This window comes from Legionella sp. PATHC039 (genome assembly GCF_026191275.1).
Taxonomy (GTDB): Bacteria; Pseudomonadota; Gammaproteobacteria; order Legionellales; family Legionellaceae; genus Legionella; species Legionella pneumophila.
In genome coordinates this window covers 2748534-2772222 of sequence record NZ_JAPHOP010000001.1, presented here as the reverse complement: position 1 = coordinate 2772222, position 23689 = coordinate 2748534, and the positions used below count along the sequence as shown (strand labels likewise).

The following is a 23689-nucleotide window of genomic DNA, read 5'->3' as shown; positions in this document are numbered from 1 at the left end:
GGCTTGGATCATTTTTGCAGATGATCCAAAAATCCAATTTATAATTTTGGCATAACTAATGGTTAAACATGAATCTCGAACAATTATATGATGTCATAGTCGTTGGCGGAGGGCATGCTGGTACAGAAGCAGCGCTTGCAGCAGCACGCCTGGGTGTAAAAACCTTGTTATTAACCCATAACATAGACTTGCTTGGACAAATGTCCTGCAATCCAGCCATAGGGGGCATTGGTAAAGGTCACCTGGTTAAAGAAATTGATGCCCTTGATGGAGCGATGGCTAAAGCCGCCGATCAGGCAGGGATCCAATTTCGAATTCTTAATGCCTCAAAAGGACCTGCGGTTCGAGCCACACGTGCACAAGCGGATCGTGTTTTGTATAGAAAAGCCATTCGAACACAACTTCAATCACAAGCTAATTTAACCATCTTTCAACAAGCTGTTGATGATTTGAAAATTGAAGGCGGATTAGTCACTGGTGTTGTAACCCAAATGGGGCTCACGCTCAAGGCGCGTGCTGTTGTATTAACAGTAGGGACTTTTCTGGGTGGGAAGATTCATGTCGGTATGAACCAATACGCAGGAGGCAGAGCAGGAGATCCTCCATCCATTGCTTTATCTAAAAGCTTGCGGGATTTGGATTTACCGGTAGGACGTTTGAAAACAGGAACTCCTCCTCGAATTGACAGACGCACCATTGATTTTAGCCAGATGGTGGAACAACCAGGTGATACCCCGGTTCCAGTATTTTCCTATTTGGGAACGGCAAGCGACCATCCTCAACAAGTGCCATGCCATATTACCCATACTACAGAAGCCACTCATGACATAATAAGAAATAATTTGGATAAATCGCCAATGTATGCGGGAGTGATTGAAGGAGTTGGCCCTCGTTATTGCCCCTCGATAGAAGACAAAATTGTTCGCTTTGCTGATAAAACATCTCACCAGATTTTTGTGGAGCCAGAAGGCCTGACAACGGAAGAAATATACCCTAATGGAATTTCTACCAGCCTCCCCTTCGAGGTGCAAGTGCAATTTGTGCGCACCATTAAAGGTTTTGAAAATGCCCACATCACCAGACCAGGTTACGCCATCGAGTATGATTATTTTGATCCACGTGGATTAACCTCATTTTTGCAAACGAAAGCAATTCCTAATTTGTTTTTTGCCGGGCAAATCAATGGCACAACCGGATATGAGGAAGCAGCAGCGCAAGGAATTATAGCGGGCATGAATGCTGCCTTGCAAATCAAAGATCAAGAGTTGTGGTGTCCTCGCAGAGATGAGGCGTACATAGGTGTACTTATCGATGATTTGATTACTTGTGGAACTCAAGAACCCTATAGGATGTTTACTTCAAGAGCAGAGTATCGTTTGTTATTGCGTGAAGATAATGCCGATTTAAGACTGACTGAAAAAGGCCGGCAGCTTGGCCTGGTAGGTGATGAACGATGGGACAACTTTTCCAAAAAACGTGAAGCGATTGAGTCAACTCAGGCTTTGTTACACAACAGCTGGGTGAGAGTCCATCACAATGATCTGTTTAAAGAAACCTTGCTCAATCCAATGCAACACGATTGCCGCGCCGTTGAATTTTTGAAGCGACCAGAAATTAACTACCAGCATCTTTTAATGATGGATGATTTGAATTTACCCGAATTGCCACAAGAAATAACTGAGCAAATTGAAATTCAGAATAAATATGCCGGGTACATAGACAGGCAGCAACAAGAAATTGAGAAATTGCGTAAGCATGAAAATACAATGCTCCCTGAGACTTTGGATTATAATGACGTCGTTGGTTTATCGAGTGAAGTTATCCAAAAATTAAACCGTATTAAACCAACTTCTTTGGCTCAAGCCGGGCGGATTTCTGGCGTAACACCTGCAGCTCTATCTCTTTTACTTGTTCACCTGAAAAAGAGTCGGCTTCCAGTATGATAAATAATGCGAAAATAAGATCATTGCTTGAAGAGGGTCTGACTGCGTTTCAACTGGATTCCATCGGCGACCTCTTGCTTGATTTTTTGCTCCTGCTCAATAAATGGAATAAAACATATAACCTCACCGCAATACGTGATATTGAAACTATGGTCAGCAAGCACCTGTTCGACAGTCTGGCTATTTTACCCTGGATAAAGGGAAACCATATTATCGATGTGGGTACTGGCCCGGGTTTACCTGGCATCCCTTTGGCTATTGCCAAACCTGACTTACAATTTGTATTATTGGACAGTAATGGGAAAAAAATTAGCTTTCTCAATGAAGTAAAACGTCAACTCAATATAAAGAACATTGAACCAATACAAATTCGAGTAGAGAACTACCACCCAAACCAAGGTTTTGATACAGTAATAAGCAGAGCATTTAGCAGTCTCGAACAAATGATAAAATGGACTGAACATCTTGTCGCTCAGGATGGTTTGTGGTTAGCCATGAAAGGGCGGTTTCCGGATACTGAATTGGTCCCGATTCATCAAACATATCGAGTTGAAAGATATGCTGTCCCGGGTATCGAAGGAGAGCGTTGCTGCGTGCTTATTAACAACACGAACAAGGAATAATTATGGCGAAAGTCATAGCCATTGCCAACCAAAAAGGTGGAGTAGGTAAAACAACCACAGCCATCAATTTATCTGCATCTCTTGCCGCATCCAAACAGCAAGTTTTGTTGATCGATTTAGATCCTCAGGGTAATGCAACGATGGGTAGTGGGGTAGATAAAAGACAGTTGGTTCACACAACCAACGATGTCTTGTTACGCGACTGTCTGGCTGAGCAGGCATGCCTTGCTACAACTTGCGGATATGATTTAATTCCCGGTAATGAAGATTTAACTGTTGCAGAAGTTAGCCTCATGGAGCGCAATCATAGGGAAACTTTCTTATTTAAGGCGTTACAACCCATCCAGTCCAATTATGATTTTATTTTAATTGACTGCCCTCCTGCTTTGAATACATTAACCATTAACGCATTTGTTGCTGCTGACTCCGTTTTGATACCCATGCAGTGTGAATACTATGCTTTGGAAGGATTGGCTGCTTTGTTATCAACCATTGAGCAAGTGAAATCAACAGTCAATACGCGTTTGCACATCGAGGGCGTGCTGCGTACCATGTATGATGCGCGCAACAGATTATGCGCCGAAGTATCCAAGCAGTTATTAGAGCATTTCCCTGCAAAAGTGTATAGAACTGTTGTGCCACGCAATGTAAGACTGGCCGAAGCGCCAAGTCATGGAATGCCTGCCTTGCAATATGATAAATCCTCACCGGGAGCAGCAGCTTATATGGTTCTCGCTGCCGAAGTGATAAGTAAACAAACTGTAGCCAGTTAATTTGGGGTAAGTAATGACAGTAAAACGCAGTAGTTTAGGCCGTAATTTATCTGCTTTATTAAGTCAATCAAGCAGCTCTTTATTAGCGAATGAGCAACCCCAAACAGAGCAGCAACTCAAACTCGCAGTGACTTGTTTGCAGCCAGGCAAGTATCAGCCTCGTGGAGGAATGGAAGAAGCCCCTCTCAATGAACTTGCGCAATCCATTAAAAAGCAAGGCGTATTACAGCCCTTACTGGTTCGTGAGTTAGATAATGGAAAGTATGAAATCATCGCAGGAGAAAGACGCTGGCGTGCCAGCCAACTGGCAGGTCTTACAGAAGTTCCTGTTATCCTTAAACAAGTAGATGATGAAACGGCCATGGCAATGGCGCTGGTTGAAAACTTGCAACGTGAAGATTTAAATGCCATGGATCAAGCAAGGGCCATGTATAGGCTCACCAATGAATTTGCTCTTACCCATCAGCAAGTAGCCGATCTCTTATGCAAATCCAGAACCGCAGTAAGCAATTTTCTTCGTTTGCTTTCTCTTTCAACGCCAGTAAAGAAGCTTTTGGAAAATGGAGACATAGACATGGGTCATGCCAGAGCATTACTTGCTTTGGATGAAGAGCAGCAAAGTCAAGTCGCTCAGTTGATCATTGCTAAAAATTTATCGGTCAGAGAAACGGAGCAACTGGTTGAGCGAGTAAAAAACGGAAAACCGGAATTAAAAACCCATCACAAAGACAATCCTATGTTTAAAGAACAGTTAAACTCTTTAGCAAAACATTTACAGACTAAAATCAATTTAAAACAAGGCAAAACCGGTAAAGGAACATTGATTATTCATTATGAAAACGATCATAATTTGCAAAAAATTATTGAGCAATTATTAAACTGAATTTTCAATTTGCGATTCAGTATCTATCTAAACCCTATTTACCTCAACTGTCAAACAGGACAGTAAATTGCGCACGGCTGTAAGTGCTGTTTGTTCTTGCGGATTAAAATCCATAGCCACTGCAAAACCAATATCTGCCTCACTTTCAAAATTTTTTCCTTCATCAAATTTTTGTTTAATGCGTTGCGTTAAAAAGTTAAGTGCAATTTCATCGATATAAATATCACTTGGCCTTTTACTAGTTAGCATTTTGGACAAGGTCAAATGTAGGGCATACTGTAATAAATATATGGCATTTTCTGATAGTTGATTAAGAATATTGTCAAGGTATTTAATTGAACCGGCATAAAGGTAGGTAAATTGATAATCTAAAGGAGAAAATTCATCTTCCAAAATATCTGTTTGATGCGCTTTCGTATATTCACACCTGTAAAAGATAAAATGTTCATTGTAATTATCTCTATCAAGTATTTTAAATGATCCTTGAAAAACAAAAGGAAACTTCCACGCAGCTACCAACACTAGCGTTTCTATATTTATAGAAGAATTTAAATTACTTGCTATTTTCATATTTAAATTTCAGTTGCTTCTCTTATTCCCAATATATACTCACACTATTTAGAATACCAACTTGATTAGATTAAAAGCGATCTAATTGTTTAATTTTATTCCTTATAGTCTAGAATTTAAAGTATAGGGCTATTTTATCATTTTGATTTATTAGCACATAATTCAGTAGAAATTAGGGGAAGCCGTGTTAATTCAGCCTATTCAACCAGTTATTATAACAATAAAAATTGGTGTGAATAATTATGATTGTCAAATGATTAGCTTGTCTGAATCGGAATTGGAATTAAAAAGTAATGATTATTTTGAAAAAGAAAGTCATGTTACTTTTATTGCAAAATATTTTCGAGGCCATGCCATCGTTCGTGAACTGGAGTTTTCAGATTACTGCTTTACTTACAAAATGGAAATCGTTCGTATTCAATTTCAACCGGGCTTGCTTATCAACACCCGGTTGTAATAAAGGATGAATTAGATTAGGTCTATAGCCAATAGACAAAGACAAATAGGAACAACCACACCACATCCACAAAGTGCCAATACCACGCAACCCCTTCGAAAGCAAAATGCCGTTCAGGAGTAAAATGACCCCTCTTGCAACGAACCAGAATAACGATAAGCATGATAGTTCCGATTGTTACGTGTAAACCATGGAATCCTGTAAGCATAAAAAAGGTAGTGCCATAAATACCCGCATCCAGCGTTAAATTCATTTCCGTATATGCTTCATGGTACTCATAGCTTTGTAACATCAAGAACAAAACACCTAAAGCGATGGTCAATGACATACCCGTCAGTAATTGGCCCCGCTTTCTTAATTTTAAAGCCCAATGTGCCCAGGTGATGGTTACCCCCGAAGTTAATAAAATAATGGTGTTTATTGCAGCCAAACCCCAAGCCCCCATGGCTTCATGAGCCCCCGCAAAAGTCTGATTATTTGGATTACTCAGCAAGGGCCAAACTGCTTTGAACTCAGGCCATAAGGTGTAATGAGTAATAGGATGCATCTCACCACCCAAAAGAGGGACTGACCAATATCTTGCAAAAAACAGGGCCCCGAAAAAAGCTCCGAAAAAGCATACTTCAGAAAATATGAACCAGCACATACCCCAGCGAAATGAACGATCAACTTGCAAATCATATAGGCCTTTGCTGTTTTCATAGATGACTTGTCCAAACCAGCCAAACATCATTGCAACCAAAATACATAAGCCCGCTATAAATACGTAAGGGCCATACCAGTCATGATGTAGCCAGCATGCTGCACCAACCAGTGTAGTGGTCAAGCCTATTGAGCCAACCAAAGGCCAGTGACTGGGTTTGGGAATATAATATGTACCGTGTGCTCCCATTATGCTTTAATCTCCTGTAACAATAAGTCATTCAGCCAAAGCTGATACTCAAAGACCGTTGATATTTGGCTAGCGTGAATTGCATTGTCACGATTTCAAGAAACAACCTTCAGAAAATCGAGGCAAGCCAGCCGCAAAGGTAGACATATCAACGACGCCTAATTACTTGATCTACCTGTCACATCAAACAATGTATAAGACAGAGTAACCGTATTCACATTTTTCGGTAAATCCGTATCTAAATGGAATAGTAAAGGCATATTCATTGCCTCATGGCCATTTAGCGTTTGTTGAGTAAAACAAAAACATTCCGTTTTTTTTAAGTATTTTGCTGCAATTCCTGGTGTCACACTTGGGATTGCCTGAACTGTCATTGTATGGTCTGTTTTATTTTCTGCATAGAATGCCAGCTTTACAATTTCTCCTGGATGCACTTTAATTTTTTTTGTCTTGGGATAGAAGGCCCAAGGCACACCACTGTTATTGGTTGCTACGAATTCAACCAAGACTTCTCTATCTGCTGCAATTTTTGCCTTATCTTCATCATAAGCAACAGCCTCCATTTTGGTTTTACCGTTGATGCCCAGATTCTTGCAAAGGCTATTATAAATAGGGACCAGAGCAAAACCAAAAGCAAACATCCCTAATACTAATAATGTCAATATGGTGAGCAGTTTTTTCTGTTTTTTTTCTTCAATCATCAAACTCCACCTTTATTTAATCTCAGGTGGAGTGGTAAACGTATGGTAAGGTGGTGGAGATGGCAAAGTCCATTCCAATCCATGTGACCCTTCCCAAACTCTGCTCGTTGCTACATCCTTATTAGTGCCTCTTTTTCTTACTGTGGCTACCACATTGTACAGGAACAACAATTGCGACAAACCGAAAGCAAAAGCAGCCACTGTTACAATCATATTAAAATTGGCAAACTGCAAAGCATAGTCAGGGATTCGCCTTGGCATACCAGCTAGCCCCAGAAAATGCATGGGGAAAAAAGTCAAATTAACTGAAATGACAGAAAGCCAAAAATGCCATTTACCCAAACGCTCATTGTACATATGTCCTGTCCACTTGGGTAACCAATAATAAGTCGCTGCTACCAGAGCAAAGATAACGCCGGGCACAAGAACATAATGGAAGTGAGCCACAACAAAATAGCTGTCCTGATATTGAAAATCAGCCGGTACCAAAGCCAACATTAATCCTGTAAATCCACCTATAGTGAATAAAAATACAAACGCTATGGCAAACAGCATTGGTGTTTCAAAGGTCATAGCCCCCTTGAACATTGTACTCACCCAGTTGAACACCTTGATACCGGTAGGTACCGCAATCAGCATGGTGGTGTACATAAAGAATAGTTCAGCCCCCAGGGGAATTCCCGTAGTGAACATATGGTGAGCCCAAACTATAAAGGATAATACAGCGATGCTCACAGTGGCATAAACCATAAAATGATAACCAAATAATGGTTTACGGCTGAACGTGGGAATGATTTCTGAAATAACCCCAAAAGCTGGCAAGACCAGAACATACACTTCAGGGTGGCCAAAGAACCAAAACACGTGTTGAAACAGGATAGGATCTCCTCCGCCTGCCGCATTAAAGAAAGAAGTGCCAAAGTGTCTATCGGCCAACATCATAGTAACCGCACCGGCCAGAACAGGCATGATGGCAATCAGAAGGAATGCCGTAATAAGCCAGGTCCAAACGAATAGGGGCATCTTCATCAGGGTCATGCCTGGAGCCCTCAAGTTTAAAATCGTGGCTATGATATTAATTGATCCCATAATAGACGAGAGTCCCATCATATGAATGGAAAAAATCATGAAATCAGTACTGGGTGGTGCATAAGTTGTAGAGAGAGGCGCGTACATGGTCCAGCCAAAATTTGGGCCGCCACCGGCATGAAACATGGTAGAAAACAGCAGACAAAAAGCAAATGGTAAAATCCAGAAGCTCCAGTTGTTTAGTCTTGGCAAAGCCATATCGGGAGCACCTATCATCATGGGGATTTGCCAGTTTGCCATACCGGTAAACGCTGGCATGACGACACCAAACAGCATGACTAATCCATGCAATGTTGTCATTTGGTTAAAGAAATTAGGATCGACGAATCGATGGCCAGGTTGAAATAACTCAAGCCTGATAACCAAAGCCATTGCTCCTGCAACAAAGAAGCTTATCAATGCTAACCATAAATACAGAGTACCTATGTCTTTGTGGTTGGTTGTAAATAGCCACCTTTTGACAAATCCCGTAAAGCCTTTGCCTTGTTCGGGACCATGATCTTCATGAGAATCTTCTGAATGCGCTATTGCGTATTTCATTGCAAACCTCCAGCTTTAGCTTTATTAACCATGGTAGGTTTAATATCGGTACCATGTCGCAGTGCCGCAACATCTGCGGGTTGAATTAAATCATTAGTATTATTTCCCCAAGCATTACGCTCATACGTAACAATTGCTGCTATTTCCTCATCAGTCAGTTGATCTTTATAAGACTGCATTGCTGAGCCAGGAACACCATTGAGGAGTAATTCAATGTGTCGTGAAATTGGTTTTCCAACGGCAACAGAACTACCCTTGAGCGGAGGGTACATCGGTGGCAAGCCAGTGCCATTAGGCTGATGACAAGCTGAGCAAATCAAATCGTATTTTTGCTTGCCAAGCGTCATTAACTGATCACGGGTCATTGTTTTTTGTTCACGCGGTTTATCCGACTTTTCAGCATAAATGTCTTCTACTTTGGTTTGCTCACTAACCCATCGATCGAATTCTTCTTCACTAACTGCTTTCACTACGATAGGCATAAAACCATGATTAATTCCGCAAAGCTCAGCACATTGACCTCTGTATACACCAGGCTTTTCAATTCTGGCCCATGCCTCATGCATAAATCCCGGGATAGCGTCTCGCTTGACGCCCAGCTCAGGCACCCACCATGAGTGGACAACATCGTTCGATGTCACTAGAAATCGAATTTTTTTGTTGACTGGTAAGACTAAAGGATTATCTACTTCCAGCAAGTACCACTGATTTTTCTTTTGCTTGTTTTCAATTTGCTCATAGGGTGTTGATAAGCTACTGAAGTAACTAATACCCTGATCAAGATACTGGTACTGCCACTTCCACTGATAGCCGACCACCTTGACTGTTACATCAGACAGCTGCGTATCATCCATACGGATTAATACTCGGGTAGCTGGAACTGCAAGCCCGACAAGGATTAAAAACGGGATAATAGTCCAGATGATTTCCAATTTTGGATTATCATGAAAACTTGCTGGCTGATATCCTTTTGACTTTCTGTGATGAATTAATGAGTAGATCATCACGCCAAAAACAACCACTCCGATTACCGCACAAACAGCCATAGCGACCATGTGAAGGTAATACATATCGTTGCTTAAAGGAGTCACCCCTTTGTACATGTTTAACTGCCACTCATCCGCAGCAGCCCACAGTGACTGCGCAGAAGTCAAGGCACTAAATAACGCAATTAATTTACAGATATTTAACCTGTTTAACATCCCAATCCCTCATCTCTTCAAGTAGCCGGGAAACCGACTAATGTTTAAGCTAGTTCACTTATTCAAATGTTGCTGGTAACTCTACCACAAAGAATAATTACCTTCGGTTTTAGATTGACTGACCATGTATTTGATCGCTTCAATTACTTCATCTGTCGAACAATGATTGCAACCACCATTTGGCAAATGATTTTTCCCTCTGATTGTGTTTTCGATCAAAACATCCATATTTTGTGCTATCAGCGGCTTCCAGGTTACTTTATCGCCTATTTTAGGAGCACCCAATTTGCCCTCATTATGGCAAACAGCACAGTTTTCATTATATACAGCCTTTCCACTGGCAGGATATTTTTTAACACCGCCAGACGCCAAATCTTGCCATTGAGATCGGGTCAATGACGCATTGAGTAAATAATCGACTGCGGAAATAATGTCATTATCAGAACAGGTCACGCACGCACCCTTAACCGGCATTTGGTTATAACCATAAATAGCATGTCGATATAAACCAGTTAAACCGCTGCTTTTCAGGCGTGTATACCAGCTGGCTGAATCACCAATCACTGGAGCCCCCATTTTATTGTCCTGATGACAAATCAGACAGGCCTTCAAATACACTTGTCTTCCACGTGCAATGGTAGGAGGCAAATCAGAAGGAGAAACACCCAGGTATTCTTCACTCTCTACTGTCTTGAGATAAGTCGCAATAGCCAACCTGTCTGCTTCTGTCAAATGACTCAAGCTATTATGATTGACTTCGGCCATAGGGCCAGCTACAGGGCCCGCTTTATTAATTAATTCACCGGCCTTAAATACATCAGCCACCTCTTGATGTGTCGCTGATTCCAATCCATATTTGGTGATATTAGGAGCCCAATATCCATCGATAAAACTACCGGTCAAATAATATCTGTTTTTTGCTGATCCAAATATATTCATGGGTGTATGGCACATACTGCAATGCCCTAAAGTATCGACTATATACCTTCCTCGATTCCATTCTGGAGATCTATCGGGATCATATTCAATAGAATTTTCCTGAGGGAAGAAAAACAACAGGTTCCATCCCCATAAAGCAAAGCGAGCCCCGGGGACACCAAAAGGAAATGGCAATGATTTGTTCTTTAACTTAACAGGAGGAATGCTCATAAAATAAGCGTACAGAGCGCGAGCATCATCGTCAGTTATCTTGGAAAAATAGACATATGGGAATACTGGAAAATAATTTCTGCCTTTAGGATCACGACCATCTTTAAGAGCGCGAATAAAATCTTTCTCTGTCCAATTTCCTATACCTGTTTCTTTATCAGGGGTAATATTAGGGCTATAGAATAAGCCAAAAGGAGTATTAATAGGCAAACCACCGGCATAAGCGGGGGTACCCCCTTCAACGTCGGTATGGCAGGCAATGCAATCACCCATTTTTGCCAGATACTCACCACGTTTAATCAACTCTGCTTGCTCGCCAGTAGCTGGCTTGGTCGGGGGGTATTTGGGATAAAAAGGATTCATGATTTGCTCTACGGGAGAAAACAAATCTGTTTCTGTTTTTTCGGCCTGAACTTTTTCCGTCTGTACTTTTTCAGATTGTAACGTTTCATCTGGTGCAGACGCAGCTTGTACAGATTGCCCTGCAATACCCAGTGCAACAACTAGCGCCGCAATAATAGATTTTTTTATAACCAAAGAGCCCACGCTCCCTCCTATTTGTTCTTATTTTTCACGACTCTCATGAGGAGACAGAATAATTGTCGCATTGTATACTCCTCGCTTATCAAGTTGCAACGTTATTCGACCGTTTAAATTCAGCCCTGTTTAAAAATTATAATTATGGAAACCCAGCTGTCACCTGCCTTATATCTCACAACCTTTTCTCAAAATTTCATCATTTAATGAAATGCCATAATCAGGCTCAAAAACATCATTCAGGCATGGTCATTGATACGATACCCTGGGTTAACTCAGCAAAAATAAGGAATTTTGATAACACAACTGATTTATTTTATCAGCCTTCTACTAACAGATTAAATTCATCACTGGTATAATCCTCTGATTTTCAATATAGAGGTAATTAACGTGTCTTTCAAACCTGCCATAGAATTAGTCAAGTTGCAGCAAAATAACAGAGAAGTCGCAGTTATTGATGGCCAAAAAATACTGATTATCTGGCATGATAATCAAGTACATGCCATCCAGTCACAGTGCCCTCATTTAAAATTGCCACTGGCCAAGGGAAAAATTACGGAATCCTGTTCTATCATTTGCCCTTTTCATAAAAGCGAATTTGATTTGAAAACTGGCGAAGCGAAATGCTGGTCTCCCTGGCCTCCTGTTGTTGGCAATCTTTTAGGTAAAATTTCCTCCCGGAAAAATTTAAAAATATATCCAACCCAGATAGAAAATGGGCAAGTTTTGGTTGATGTGGGCTAGCCATTCCCATTGCTACCCCCTCTATATCAATAGAGGAACAGCTCTGAATGAGGAAAATTTAAAGTGAAAATATTTAATGCGATGTTCTCCAAGGTAAACGGAGGCCTGGAACAAGTATTTTTAAACTATATTCCAGCTTTAAGTTCTCAAGGCAATATGGTCATTCCAATCATTCATCCCAAAGCAGAAATAAGGAACAGTTGCCCCCAAGACCATTTAATCACCGTGCATAATTTCAATCAGCATGATTTTTTTGCAATTCACCGCCTGAAAAAATTAATTAAAATCCATCAGCCGGATTGCATCATTACCCATAGTTACAGAGCAGCCTATTTGTTCAAAAAAACCGGGACCAAAGTCCCCAAGATAGCTGTGTGCCATGTCAAAGGCCACTATGACTTTGGTACCGACGCGATTATTGCACTCACAGAGCAAATGCGTCGAGATATTATCAATTCGGGGATAGAGGAGCACCGGGTATTTACCATTCCCAATTTGATTCATATTCCAGACGATCTGCAATACAGAGAACCTAAAAACAACCAGATCCCAACAATTGGTGTTTGTGCCCGATTTGCTGCAATCAAAGGGGTAGATGTCTTTATAAACGCTTTGGCGGAACTAAAAAAGAGAGGTGTTGCTTTTCAAGCAAAAATTGCCGGTGACGGCAAGGAGAAAGAGCATTATATCGAATTAATTCGTCATCGTGGCTTGGATCATGAAATCAGTTTACTTGGCTGGATTGAGGATAAAGAGTCATTTTATAAAAGTATTGATATTTTCTGTTTGCCTTCTCGGGAAGAATCTTTTGGCCTGGTTGTACTGGAAAGCATGATGCATTCCTTGCCCATGGTTCTCACTCGTTTATCAGGCCCACTTGAAATTGCAGGTAACTCAGGCTGTGCTCTCTTTGTTCCCCCAGAGGACCCTTTCAGCATGGCGGATGGTTTGGAACGCCTCTTGCGAGACAAAGACCTGTCAAAACAACTTGCGCTCAAAGCATTTCAGAGAGTGCAACATTACTCCAGCACAAAAGTCGCTCCCATGTTACATAAAGTCCTGGAGAAAATATGCGACACCAATCAACAATAAAACATCTTGCACAAAATTATGATATAATCGCCTTTTTTTTACTATCCTGATGCAATTATGTTGATTTATTTTAATGGATTACTCTTGGGATTGTCTTTGATAATGGCTTTAGGTCCGCAAAATGTCTTTCTTATCAGGCAAGGTGCGCGAAAAAATCATGCTGCTCTCTCTGCAGTCATTTGCTTTTTTTGTGATGTCATTTTGGTGTGCGGCAGTGTCGCTGGATTACATCAATTGCTTTTGGCTCACCCAAACTTGCAAATCTGGATGGTATGGCTAGGCTCTGCCTTTTTAATTTATTATGCAATAAAAAACTTAAAAAGCGCGCTGTCCAAAAACAAACAAACCGTTGTAGAAACACATCAGCCTCATACAAGAATGCAAATCATTTTATTTGCTCTGGGGTTTAGTCTGCTTAATCCTCACGCCATTATAGACACCCTGGTGATTGTGGGTAGCGGCAGCAGTCAATATCCTGACCATAAACTGGCTTTTTTAGCAGGGGTAATTTCCGCCAGCATGATTTGGTTCAGTTCATTAACGATGACTACTCGTTATTTTTCAAACCTATTAACCCAAAATAAAGTATGGCAAAAAATAGAGTTACTTAGCGGTATTTTAATGGCTTATATTGCGATGAAATTAATCACAAGCAGCTTATAGATTAAGCCATAGAGAGCTCTTGTCAGGATTTCAGGATAATAGAAAGGGCCAATCAGTGTGTCGCCAATTGACCCAGTGGAATGACACATAGCAAGTCCAACCTCGCAAAATAAATATCTCATACTCCACTATTTAATGTCAACATTTTTACCATATTTGCTAAAGCAACAAGATTTGAGGAGGCTCATTTTTTTATAATAGTTATTCCCTGCTGGTTCCCAAATAAGCCATTCCCATGCACAAGTCCAAATTTCGCCTTATCTGATGAGATTAGCCTCTCCCGCATCACAATTAGCGCATTAAGAGATGTCAAACTCCAAGGCGCTTTCCCGAGATTCAGACCTCCAGTTACTGTTACTTCATATGACTTAAGTAAGTTAGGAATTTCAGTCAAAGAGTTCACTAGCCCCAGACAATAGAGGAGAGCCATAGGTACGATCGGGAAGCAGGTGTATGCGTCAAGTAAAGCTTTTTCATTCATGAATTTGTCTTTAAAATTGAGCTTGGCTTGAGTGATGGCTTTGTTGATAGCTCGTTTAAGGTGATGATACGCTGCGATCTTGGGCAAAGAGGCTAAACCCTTGAGATTAATTTTTACAAACGAGTTACCTAAAATTTCAATACGTGCTTTTTGAGGAATATTTAAAACATCAGCTGCTTTTTCCGTCGATAGTATGATCTGACCTGAATAGTCAACACTCGGATTAGCACAATCGACGCCCCTGAAATACCTAGTGAGAGGTCGATACCATTTTTCATGAGGCATACTATTTGCTGGATTAATTTTCTTCCAGGTCTTTGTGTAGTTTTCAAACAACGCATCACGAATCTTGAAATATTCTTTCTCATCGAGTTTGTACTTTTGTAAAAAGAGAGGAACCAGTTCGTTATACCCTTGAAGCGGGGTGTAATTCTCATGATAAAATTTCATAAATTTTTCCCGCTCACAAGGACCATACCCAGTTTTTAAAAAATCCTGACCCTTGATAAGGACGGCATCTGCTTTTTTGGTGGAAAGAATTTTCCGAGCCCTCTCAATAGCTGCCATGGCAGATGCGCCACTTTTGAACTGATGCGGTTTCATTTTATCCTGCCATCCCTGAGCAAGACTTAAGATTTCTAAAGTTACGACAACAAGTTCTTTCTCCCTGGCCAGATTAAGAATATTATCAGTGTCTTGATGAGAACCAAAAGAATCAACCGTTCTGTCCGCTGCAATGATAAAGGTTTTCATCATTAATGTTTACCTCAGTACTGATGGAGTAAATCGAAGAAGCCTTCCTCTTAACTTTGTTAACTCTTGGTGGCTTTGCATTGAATGGCATCGCCAACTTAACATTGATGATAAATCAAAGCAATTTTCTAAGCACCTATGCTCACAAAAATCCCTCTTTGTTACCTCAATTTTTAAGTTTATGATACCACTGAAACGATCAATCCTTGCTCTATAAAACTTGCTGAACAAATGGCGTACATTGTGATACTGATGAATCAGCACTATGCATTTTATCTCCCTGCTAAAAGCTGCCTCAAATTGATTGACGAGTGCTAAGCATTCATTCCATAATCCCATGTGATCTATTTGCTTGCTAGGCGAATTTATTTTTCGACAAGAATTCCACCTAAAGAACAAGTTATCATCAATAAGTTTGTGAGTTATTTGGTGAACAACTACCAGAGAGGTCTAACCAGAGAACTTTCGACTTTCAAACAACAATCAATCAATAGATAATAATTAAAGGGAGTTAAATAGTCATGATAGAATTTCTTGGTATTAGGTTCACTGGACGTCCTAATGTTGCAGCGATTATCAACTTTGGCAAGAAAAGGGCTATTGTAAACATCTGTCTCGCAGCCTTATCGCTTCTTCTTGTGGCGTCACCGACTGGAGCAATGTCGCAAAAGGCATCGAATATGTCTGTTTTAAATTCTCTCTTTATCAATCCTAGCAATTCTATGAGCAAAAGTCTGGCCCTACCTTCACCGTCTTGCTTCTCACGACAAGCCTGCATTGCTGACGTGAACTTTCAGCAAGAGTTTACGAGCTTTGTGAATTTCATTCATAGTCGCTATCCATCTGCCCAAGTACCATCTGCTCAACGACTACAACAACATGCCTGCAATACACTTTCACCTGGAAGCTCACACAGCACAGACGATCTTGGGGCAAGCAATCTTGAGGGGATGAAAATGGGGCAATGGCTGGCAACTTATCTTAGCTACAGCTTCTGGAGCACACAGCCCGGAATGAATCCCTATCCAACTTCTCCTGTTTGGTGGTGCTTTCTTGATAACTCTAGCCGCTATGTTGTGACCGATACCATTGAGGTCAACGGAGCGACCAACATTATTGCCAACTTTGATGGTCTTGGAAAACCAGCGGCGAATGGTGGTGCAGGTTTTTACGTAAGCCAAGCAATCGTAACAGATGCTTATCCCGCAATCTCGCTAGAACCGGGGTTTTACGCCGCGCAGACTTACACAAACAAGGAGCTCGTGGCAATTGATTTGGCAGCGCCCGGCACTACTAAACCCTTGGCACAATATCAGTCACTTATGAAGATCCAGGCGCATGAGACTTATCCACGACGAACGATCTCTTTAATCCAAGAGACGATAAACAGGCTCGCAACGATCGAGTGGTTGGGCTTGTGCTCCATTGCGTGTACAAACTGCGCACCCGGAACAATTTGTCCGCAATCATAAGGGATTTTCTTTTTCTAAGTCGCACTAACCCGGTGAGGTTTATCTCATCGGGTTTAAAGCAATCAAGTTATCTTTTAACATTGGTATCCTTACGAAGGTCTCTGATTTCACCAAAATAATCAATAAAGCTCATCATGCATCTATTGTATTAGTTTTCATGGGTGAATTTGATAATGGCTGAACTAAATATTCAAAACTTATTCATCATAACCTGCTCTTGACCTGCAATATTTGCACATCAACATTGTTGTTATTTTTTTATTCAGTTAAAATGGAGCATTTTATATCAATCGGGCTATTATGTTTTACGGCGATACAGTACAAGAAACTCGACAGTTATTTTTTATCAGCTGGAATAAGTACCAGAATAAAAAAGAACTTTCTCCCTTGGAAAAAGAAATTGCCCAAGTGATTCTTGATCATCCGGAATACCATAAAGTCATTGAACAAATTCAATCTTTTCCTGAACATACTTATTATCCTGAATTAGGCGAAACCAATCCCTTCCTTCATATGGGGCTTCATCTTGCCGTTCGCGAACAAGTAGCGACCGATAGGCCACAAGGCATCCGTACTGTTTACACCAAGTTAATAGAAAAATATCAGGATCCCATGGCTGTTGAACATTTAATCATGGATCAATTGGCAGAATACCTATGGCTTTCCCAAAAAAACAATAGGCCGCCAGATGAAAACTACTATTTAATTACCTTGCAAAATTTGTAGCGTGTATCCTGTAAATACCCCTGTTTTCATCTGTACATGGATAAAAAAAAGTATACAATTTTTAACTGGGTATCTTAATGATTATCGGTTAAGATGAACACTTTAATGATACTATCCGGCAAATATGACGAATCAGAAACAAACCACCCATTTTGGTTTTAAATCAGTAGACTGGAATGAGAAAGAAAAGAAAGTAGCAGAAGTATTTCATTCTGTTGCTAAAAATTATGATCGTATGAATGATCTGATGTCCTTGGGAATTCATCATCTCTGGAAACGCTATACCATTGAATTAAGTCATGTTCGACCTGGGCAGAGCGTATTGGATTTGGCCGGGGGCAGCGGTGATTTAACCCGTTTATTATCGCAAAAAGTGGGCGACTCCGGACAAGTTATTCTTGCCGACATCAACGTAGCCATGCTCCATGTTGGCCGCGATCGCTTGCTTGATGAGGGATTATTTAAAAACATTCGTTATGTTCAGGGTAATGCGCAATGCCTCCCTTTTGCGGATAACAGTTTTCATTGCATCACTATGGGGTTTGGACTTAGAAATGTTACTGATAAAGACGAAGCGCTGCAATCCATGTACAGAGTATGCAAACCGGGTGGGAAATTAATGGTGCTTGAATTTTCAACACCAGTTTTTCCTGGACTTAAGCCCGTTTATGATTGGTATTCATTTAACATTTTGCCAAAAATCGGAAAATTTGTTGCTAACGATGAAGCCAGCTATCAATACCTTGCAGAATCAATCAGAATGCATCCTGATCAGGAAACATTAAAAGCAATGATTGAACGGGTTGGATTTGAGGATTGTCATTATCATAATTTAAGTGGCGGTATAGTCGCTCTGCATATTGCCTACAAATATTGAGTTGATTATGTTAAAAGAATACTCGCTGAAAGCATTACAAACAGCCATCAATCAGGCAATGAAGCTCGATGAGCAGATGCCGCAAAAAATTCAAAAACTGGATGGCAAAACACTTGAAATGGTCATTACCCCCTTAAATGTTAATTTTTACATTCGCTTTAAAGGGAGAGAAATGCAATTGCTTCATCGCATTGATGGGCGCCCTGATACAATCATTCACAGCAATCCGATAGGATTGATTCGCTTGAGCTTATTACCCACATCGAAAGCCCGCTCTTTATTTAATGACAAGATACGCATCTCAGGCGACATTGAATTGGGGCAAAGTGTAAAGAAACTATTTGACGAAATAGATATTGACTGGGAAGGACACCTGGCTCACTTCACAGGTGATGTGGTGGCTCATCAAATTGGCTCTTTTGTACGTAAAGGACTGGAATTTAAAAATCAATTCAGCACCTCAATGCAACAAAACATCACCGAATTTCTTCAGGAAGAATTACGCATTTCTCCTTCAAGAAATGAATTGGAAGATTTTTTTGCCGAGGTTGATGAATTGGTGTTAAGTGTTGATCGCCTTCAAGCCCATATTAATAATTTAATGAGCGATGATGAAGGCAATTAAACGATTGGATGATTTTATTCAGAATCTGGATGGATTATCATTGTATATTGAGCGGCTGGAAGCTCGAAATCAACAACCGATGAGCTGTTATGAAATCAATTAAGCAACTTATTCGTCTTATACATATCAATTATATTTTAGCCAAAAATGGTCTCGATAATGTTGTTGTGTCTATCAAACTGTTTGCTCCTTTACGTTTTATAGTTTATTTAAACCCATGGAACTGGCTTCGCAAAGAGAAATTAACGCGTGGTGAAGCGCTGCGCAAATCACTGGAGGAACTCGGCCCCATTTTCATTAAATTCGGACAAGCCCTTTCCACACGCCCCGATATACTTCCTGAAGACATCGCAAAAGAATTAAGTAAACTGCAAGACAAAGTTCCTCCATTCCCCAGCCATGTCGCCATGAACATCATTGAACAGGCCTATAAACAGTCGGCCTATGATGTTTTTGCCCAATTTGATCCGATCGCTCTGGCTTCCGCTTCCATGGCACAAGTGCATGCGGCAACTCTGAAGACAGGGGAAAATGTCGTTGTAAAAATACTAAGACCCAATATGCGCCGGCTTATAGAACAAGATTTAAGTATCATGTACACCATCGCCACATTGGCTGACCGCTATTGGCCTGAGGGAAAGCGCTTCAAGCCCAAAGAGATAGTCAAGGAATTTGAGCATACCTTACTGGATGAACTGGATTTAATGAGAGAAGCGGCAAATGCCGCTCAATTGCGAAGAAATTTCAATCAATCTCCGATGTTATATATACCTGAAATCTATTGGGATTATTGCCATCATAACATCCTGGTCATTGAACGCATCCATGGCATACCCGTGACTGATATAGCCAGTCTTAGAGATCACGGCATTGACATTAAAAAACTGGCCGAGCGTGGAGTAGAAATTTTCTTTACTCAAGTTTTCCGGGATTGTTTTTTTCATGCAGACATGCACCCGGGAAATATCTTTGTCTCCTACCAAAATCCCAAAGACCCTCAGTATATTTGTGTTGATTTTGGCATCATTGGGACCCTGACAGATAATGACAAGCGTTATCTGGCTGAAAACCTGGTTGCTTTTTTTAACCGTGACTACAAGCGCGTAGCCGAATTGCATGTAGAATCCGGATGGGTATCGCGTGACACCCCTGTTGCAGAATTTGAAAGCAGCATAAGAACCGTTTGCGAACCTATTTTTGAAAAGCCATTAAAAGACATTTCCTTTGGGCAAGTAGTTTTCCGTTTATTCCAGGTTGCCAGAAGGTTTCATATGGAAGTGCAGCCCCAACTGATTTTGCTGCAAAAAACCCTGTTGGCAATAGAAGGTTTGGGCAGGCAACTCTATCCTGAATTGGATTTATGGGCTACAGCAAAACCATTCCTTGAAAAATGGGTGCGCGAACAAATGGGACCTAAAGCATTCATTAAACGCTTAAAGCAAAATTTGCCCTTTTTTACTGAGCAACTCCCTCATATGCCTAAACTGATTTTTGATATACTGGAGATGAAAAAGGATCAGTTGTTAACAGTCCATGAACTCACACGCTTGCAATCTGAAAATAACAATCAGACCATCCAATGGAGGAGTGTGGGACTGGGTGTCTTTTTCTCATTTTTATCATTAGGTGTCATTAGCTATTTTGATTTGCTGGATTATAATCATCTCACAACCATCACGATAGCTGGTTCTGTTTTAGCTGGAATTTTTGTACTCATCAACCGCAAGATAAGGAACTAACATGGGATTAAGTGGAATAAGTCCGTTATCACTCTTATTAATTCTAGCCATTATTGTAGCCTTGTTTGGTACTTCCAAATTAAAAACAATCGGCTCTGACCTTGGCGAAGCGATTAAGAATTTCCGCAAAGCCATGAATAGTGAGGAAACAAATGACACTCAAAAAGACGATCATAAACCATCATGAGTCTTGGTGAGTTATTACTTATTTTCATTATTGCTATCATTGTGTTTGGGCCATCAAAGCTTCCCATGCTGGCAACCCACCTTGGCATGCTCGTACGAAAAATCAATCAATTAAAAGAACATACTTCTTCATTTTGGCAGCAACAACTCAATGAAATTCAGCTCTATGAAAACCAACGCAAAGCGGAAAAGGCTGATCAGCAATATCAGCAGACAGATTCAGAAAAACAAAATTCTGACCACAAGAAAAACATACGCCCGAGCTAAACTGGAAACAGCACATGTCGTTTAACTCGGACAAGACCTGTGTTATTCACTCTGTTGATTTGGTGACGTTGTAGAATCGGTTTGATTAGGTTGTAGTTCAACTGATTGAATATTAGCAAGATTCTGTTGCAATTTATCAAGATCGGCTTGAGCAGCATAAACCTGAATTTGCGAATCATCTTGAAAAGTGATAACCCCTTTCACCAAATTATTCTCTGTCATCCATTTCGTATCATCAGCGAATAGTGGTGTTGAAAGCGCCAAAACGATTGCCAAAATGGATGAATTGACTAATATTTTCATAACGCACTCCTTGCATACACTTACATCCTTTATGCAGTTAAAAATAATTCATCATGTAAATTGTAGACTATTTTTATTCCATGAATCATTCACAAGACAAGACGCATGCTTGAACAAAACAAAAACATCCTATATAATGATAATACAACATGATTCGGTTTTTATATGGCAAACAGTAAATCAGATAGAACTACCGATAAACCTTCTTTAGGCGAGTCGCCTACATTTTCTGCACTCGAATTGGAAGTAGCTTTTGCATTAAAGAGAAAATCTCGGGAATTAAAAAAATCAGATTATCCATTTACCGGTTTTGTTTGTGATTATGAACGCCGCAATAAGCTTTATGATTTTATTTATAATAGCTGTAGTTCATCAAAATTATTTGAAAACAATTTTAAGGTACAAATTGCTTATCTAGATACGGAAAAATCTGGTAGGCGCCATTGGTCTTTGCTCGAACTACAATATTCAATTGAAAAAGGCCATTATACTTTAAAAATTTTAGTGCTTGATAGCTTGGGGCCACAATTATCATACAATATGGCTCAAATATTAGTCAATGAGGCTGGACTGAATGATTCCCTTGATGAAATCGAAGGACTGTCAATAAAAATCTACATTCCTGATGTTAAACTACAACATTCCGACCTAGGATGCGCTACGTTTACTATGGATTGCGCCAGCATGTTATCTACCCAAGATGAATATGAAAACATTTATGATTTCATGGATAAACAAGCTGATGCCAGTGACAGGGTAAAAATTGCAAAACTCGAAGATGATTTTCCGGTACATTGCGCCAGCTTGCCTCCGCGTCTGCTGCGCGTTGCCCAGAGCCGAGCCATCATCACAGATGATAAAATCCTAAACTCTACTCCATTTATTAATTCTAAAGAAGAAACTTTCAAGGAATCTATTCTAAAAAATTGCAGCTTTTTTGAAGACCAGCTCCCAATACCAAAAAACATAATACGCAATGAAAGAATCTTGAAAAAAGCCATCAAATGGAAAAATGCGATAGACATAGAAATGAAGGCAAGCAGTCCAGAAGAACTTGAAACCACTTGCGCAATAGACTCCCTGGAAGACTATGCAAACAGTGATGACCTATCCTCTGAAAGTAAACTAATGTCGTGATCAAAGCATCTATCCGGATCCACCTTTGGCCCAAGAAAGTTTATAAAGCGAAGAACTGTAACAGAACAAGCATTATGGACAGATATATTTTTTATCTTCGTCAATACCTCCTGTAAAGGCAACTAGCCAAAACGACTAACCGGCTTATGGCAATAAGGGATTTTGTGATGTTTAAAATAGTAATCTTGATGATAGTCTTCAGCAGGCCAAAAGGGTTGTGCTTGCAATAATTGGGTTACAACCTGATACCCTCTTTTCTTTAATAACTGAATCAATAACTCCGCTTCCTGGAGTTGTTCCTGATTAAAATAAAACACGGCACTTAAATATTGGTGGCCCAAGTCCGGACCTTGTCCATCCACCTGAGTTGGGTCGTGAATTTCAAAAAATCGCTTTATAATGTCATGATAATTGGTTTTAGCAGAATCATAGATGACTCGCACAGCCTCATAATGCCCTGAAATACCACTGCATACTTGCTCATAACTTGGCTCTAAAGCACGGCCACCTGTATAGCCCGACTCGACTTTTAACACTCCGGGAATTCGTTTTAAATAATATTCCACTCCCCAAAAACACCCCCCTGCAAGGATGGCTTCTTCTGTATCCAGCACTTCATTATCCGCGACAAAATCCAATGAAGCGGAATTAACGCAATGACGTAAATTCTTATACGTCATGTATTCCCCTGTGAACACATGCCCCAGGTGAGCATCACAACGAGCGCATAATATCTCGGTGCGCTGACCATCCGCATCCGGTTTCCTTGCCACAGCGTTAGCTATTTCATCGTCAAAACTGGGCCAGCCACAGCCTGAGCTAAATTGACTGACACCACGAAACAACGCCAGGCCACAGCGCCTGCATAAATACGTGCCATGAGTCGCTACTTGATTATAAGAGCCAGTATGAGGATATTCAGTAGCTTTGTCGCACACTATTCTTTTAGTGGCTGGAGTTAAGCTTGCGGTTTTATCGAGGTAGTCAGTCATTGCATGCTCCTTTGAAAACTCGACTCATGAGAAAATCTACTGAACACCCTCTGTGCCATCAGTCTCAGAAGCCGTCAGTGAACGATTTAAAGTGAAAAATCCTGCCAACAGGAGCTCACCTTTTGTTCAAAAATTATAGCAGGATTAGCTGTTTTTGTATTGCTATTATTTCTGATGCCAGTCTATCCAAATCTTTTTCAGGTAAAAATTTGTGCCAGTCAAGACTGTTTTTTATTTTTTTTTTTGTTATCATAATGAGCGTCCCATACCTTC

25 protein-coding genes are annotated in these 23689 nt (G+C 40.5%); 16 read left to right on the top strand and 9 right to left on the bottom strand.

The window, feature by feature from the left end; translation table 11 throughout:
• Positions 1 to 68 precede the first annotated feature (68 nt).
• From mnmG to OQI99_RS12640, 4 genes are read left to right on the top strand one after another with little or no spacing between them, the layout of a single operon-like run.
• Positions 69 to 1943, top strand: coding sequence for a tRNA uridine-5-carboxymethylaminomethyl(34) synthesis enzyme MnmG (gene mnmG / locus OQI99_RS12655; RefSeq protein ID WP_061513078.1), 1875 nt, complete (start codon positions 69 to 71; stop codon positions 1941 to 1943).
• Entirely contained in the window at positions 1940 to 2566 is a 627-nt protein-coding gene (gene rsmG / locus OQI99_RS12650; RefSeq protein ID WP_061513077.1) for a 16S rRNA (guanine(527)-N(7))-methyltransferase RsmG, read from the top strand. The genes mnmG and rsmG overlap by 4 nt, the downstream gene beginning before the upstream one ends.
• 2 nt (positions 2567 to 2568) lie before the next feature.
• Positions 2569 to 3339, top strand: a complete 771-nt coding sequence (locus OQI99_RS12645) for a ParA family protein (protein WP_061513076.1) — start codon at positions 2569 to 2571, stop codon at positions 3337 to 3339.
• Between the two features lie 13 nt (positions 3340 to 3352).
• A complete protein-coding gene (locus OQI99_RS12640; RefSeq protein WP_061513075.1) occupies positions 3353 to 4222 on the top strand; it encodes a ParB/RepB/Spo0J family partition protein in 870 nt (289 codons plus the stop codon).
• Positions 4223 to 4249: 27 nt separating this feature from the next.
• Here the strand turns inward: OQI99_RS12640 and OQI99_RS12635 are convergent, their stop codons facing one another.
• The gene (locus OQI99_RS12635; protein WP_061513074.1) at positions 4250 to 4792 is read right to left on the bottom strand and encodes a hypothetical protein; all 543 of its coding nucleotides are present in this window, start codon (positions 4790 to 4792) and stop codon (positions 4250 to 4252) included.
• Between the two features lie 184 nt (positions 4793 to 4976).
• On the opposite strand from OQI99_RS12635, the gene OQI99_RS12630 reads away from it, so the two are divergent.
• Positions 4977 to 5249 carry a hypothetical protein gene (locus OQI99_RS12630; RefSeq protein WP_014844936.1) on the top strand — a complete coding sequence of 91 codons (273 nt, stop codon included), beginning with the start codon at positions 4977 to 4979 and terminating at the stop codon, positions 5247 to 5249.
• A gap of 22 nt (positions 5250 to 5271) precedes the next feature.
• On the opposite strand, the gene OQI99_RS12625 is transcribed toward OQI99_RS12630, so the two are convergent.
• The 5 genes from OQI99_RS12625 to OQI99_RS12605 all read right to left on the bottom strand — a co-directional run bounded on the left by OQI99_RS12625 (position 5272) and on the right by OQI99_RS12605 (position 11368).
• On the bottom strand, positions 5272 to 6141 hold the full coding sequence (locus OQI99_RS12625; RefSeq protein ID WP_013102019.1) for a cytochrome c oxidase subunit 3: 870 nt from the start codon (positions 6139 to 6141) through the stop codon (positions 5272 to 5274).
• A 158-nt stretch (positions 6142 to 6299) separates the two neighbouring features.
• Positions 6300 to 6842 carry a cytochrome c oxidase assembly protein gene (locus tag OQI99_RS12620; protein WP_011216728.1) on the bottom strand — a complete coding sequence of 181 codons (543 nt, stop codon included), beginning with the start codon at positions 6840 to 6842 and terminating at the stop codon, positions 6300 to 6302.
• A gap of 12 nt (positions 6843 to 6854) precedes the next feature.
• Complete coding sequence (gene ctaD / locus OQI99_RS12615) at positions 6855 to 8471, bottom strand: cytochrome c oxidase subunit I (RefSeq protein ID WP_061513073.1); 1617 nt, start codon at positions 8469 to 8471, stop codon at positions 6855 to 6857.
• Positions 8468 to 9673, bottom strand: coding sequence for a cytochrome c oxidase subunit II (gene coxB / locus OQI99_RS12610; RefSeq protein ID WP_061513072.1), 1206 nt, complete (start codon positions 9671 to 9673; stop codon positions 8468 to 8470). The genes ctaD and coxB overlap by 4 nt, the downstream gene beginning before the upstream one ends.
• Before the next feature lie 81 nt (positions 9674 to 9754).
• Positions 9755 to 11368, bottom strand: a complete 1614-nt coding sequence (locus OQI99_RS12605; RefSeq protein ID WP_061513071.1) for a c-type cytochrome — start codon at positions 11366 to 11368, stop codon at positions 9755 to 9757.
• 381 nt (positions 11369 to 11749) lie between these two features.
• Here OQI99_RS12605 and OQI99_RS12600 point away from each other — a divergent pair, with 381 nt between their 5' ends.
• The 3 genes from OQI99_RS12600 to OQI99_RS12590 all read left to right on the top strand — a co-directional run bounded on the left by OQI99_RS12600 (position 11750) and on the right by OQI99_RS12590 (position 13858).
• On the top strand, positions 11750 to 12103 hold the full coding sequence (locus OQI99_RS12600; RefSeq protein ID WP_014842888.1) for a Rieske (2Fe-2S) protein: 354 nt from the start codon (positions 11750 to 11752) through the stop codon (positions 12101 to 12103).
• Positions 12104 to 12166: 63 nt separating this feature from the next.
• Positions 12167 to 13195, top strand: coding sequence for a glycosyltransferase family 4 protein (locus tag OQI99_RS12595; protein WP_061513069.1), 1029 nt, complete (start codon positions 12167 to 12169; stop codon positions 13193 to 13195).
• Positions 13196 to 13252: 57 nt separating this feature from the next.
• Positions 13253 to 13858 (top strand): LysE/ArgO family amino acid transporter, encoded by a 606-nt coding sequence (locus OQI99_RS12590; protein ID WP_010948586.1) that lies wholly within the window; start codon positions 13253 to 13255, stop codon positions 13856 to 13858.
• Positions 13859 to 14042: 184 nt separating this feature from the next.
• Here the strand turns inward: OQI99_RS12590 and OQI99_RS12585 are convergent, their stop codons facing one another.
• On the bottom strand, positions 14043 to 15095 hold the full coding sequence (locus OQI99_RS12585; RefSeq protein ID WP_061513068.1) for a hypothetical protein: 1053 nt from the start codon (positions 15093 to 15095) through the stop codon (positions 14043 to 14045).
• 518 nt (positions 15096 to 15613) lie between these two features.
• Here OQI99_RS12585 and OQI99_RS12580 point away from each other — a divergent pair.
• The 7 genes from OQI99_RS12580 (at position 15614) to OQI99_RS12550 (ending at position 20984) form a co-directional block, all read left to right on the top strand.
• Positions 15614 to 16564: a hypothetical protein gene (locus tag OQI99_RS12580; protein WP_061513067.1), complete on the top strand. Its 951-nt coding sequence runs from the start codon at positions 15614 to 15616 to the stop codon at positions 16562 to 16564.
• 300 nt (positions 16565 to 16864) lie between these two features.
• The gene (locus OQI99_RS12575) at positions 16865 to 17290 is read left to right on the top strand and encodes a DUF1841 family protein (RefSeq protein ID WP_061513066.1); all 426 of its coding nucleotides are present in this window, start codon (positions 16865 to 16867) and stop codon (positions 17288 to 17290) included.
• Positions 17291 to 17414: 124 nt separating this feature from the next.
• Positions 17415 to 18167: a bifunctional demethylmenaquinone methyltransferase/2-methoxy-6-polyprenyl-1,4-benzoquinol methylase UbiE gene (ubiE, locus tag OQI99_RS12570; protein ID WP_061513065.1), complete on the top strand. Its 753-nt coding sequence runs from the start codon at positions 17415 to 17417 to the stop codon at positions 18165 to 18167.
• 7 nt (positions 18168 to 18174) lie between these two features.
• Entirely contained in the window at positions 18175 to 18792 is a 618-nt protein-coding gene (locus tag OQI99_RS12565) for a ubiquinone biosynthesis accessory factor UbiJ (RefSeq protein WP_061513064.1), read from the top strand.
• A gap of 89 nt (positions 18793 to 18881) precedes the next feature.
• Positions 18882 to 20531: a ubiquinone biosynthesis regulatory protein kinase UbiB gene (gene ubiB / locus OQI99_RS12560; RefSeq protein WP_061513063.1), complete on the top strand. Its 1650-nt coding sequence runs from the start codon at positions 18882 to 18884 to the stop codon at positions 20529 to 20531.
• Position 20532: 1 nt separating this feature from the next.
• The gene (gene tatA / locus OQI99_RS12555; RefSeq protein WP_011216738.1) at positions 20533 to 20718 is read left to right on the top strand and encodes a twin-arginine translocase TatA/TatE family subunit; all 186 of its coding nucleotides are present in this window, start codon (positions 20533 to 20535) and stop codon (positions 20716 to 20718) included.
• Complete coding sequence (locus OQI99_RS12550; protein ID WP_061513062.1) at positions 20715 to 20984, top strand: Sec-independent protein translocase subunit TatA/TatB; 270 nt, start codon at positions 20715 to 20717, stop codon at positions 20982 to 20984. Before tatA ends, OQI99_RS12550 begins: the two co-directional genes overlap by 4 nt.
• 42 nt (positions 20985 to 21026) lie before the next feature.
• On the opposite strand, the gene OQI99_RS12545 is transcribed toward OQI99_RS12550, so the two are convergent.
• Positions 21027 to 21287, bottom strand: a complete 261-nt coding sequence (locus tag OQI99_RS12545) for a hypothetical protein (RefSeq protein WP_061513061.1) — start codon at positions 21285 to 21287, stop codon at positions 21027 to 21029.
• 165 nt (positions 21288 to 21452) lie between these two features.
• On the opposite strand from OQI99_RS12545, the gene OQI99_RS12540 reads away from it, so the two are divergent.
• On the top strand, positions 21453 to 22424 hold the full coding sequence (locus OQI99_RS12540) for a hypothetical protein (protein ID WP_265732117.1): 972 nt from the start codon (positions 21453 to 21455) through the stop codon (positions 22422 to 22424).
• Positions 22425 to 22546: 122 nt separating this feature from the next.
• Here the strand turns inward: OQI99_RS12540 and OQI99_RS12535 are convergent, their stop codons facing one another.
• Positions 22547 to 23416: a bifunctional methionine sulfoxide reductase B/A protein gene (locus OQI99_RS12535; protein WP_061513059.1), complete on the bottom strand. Its 870-nt coding sequence runs from the start codon at positions 23414 to 23416 to the stop codon at positions 22547 to 22549.
• Positions 23417 to 23689: the final 273 nt, after the last annotated feature.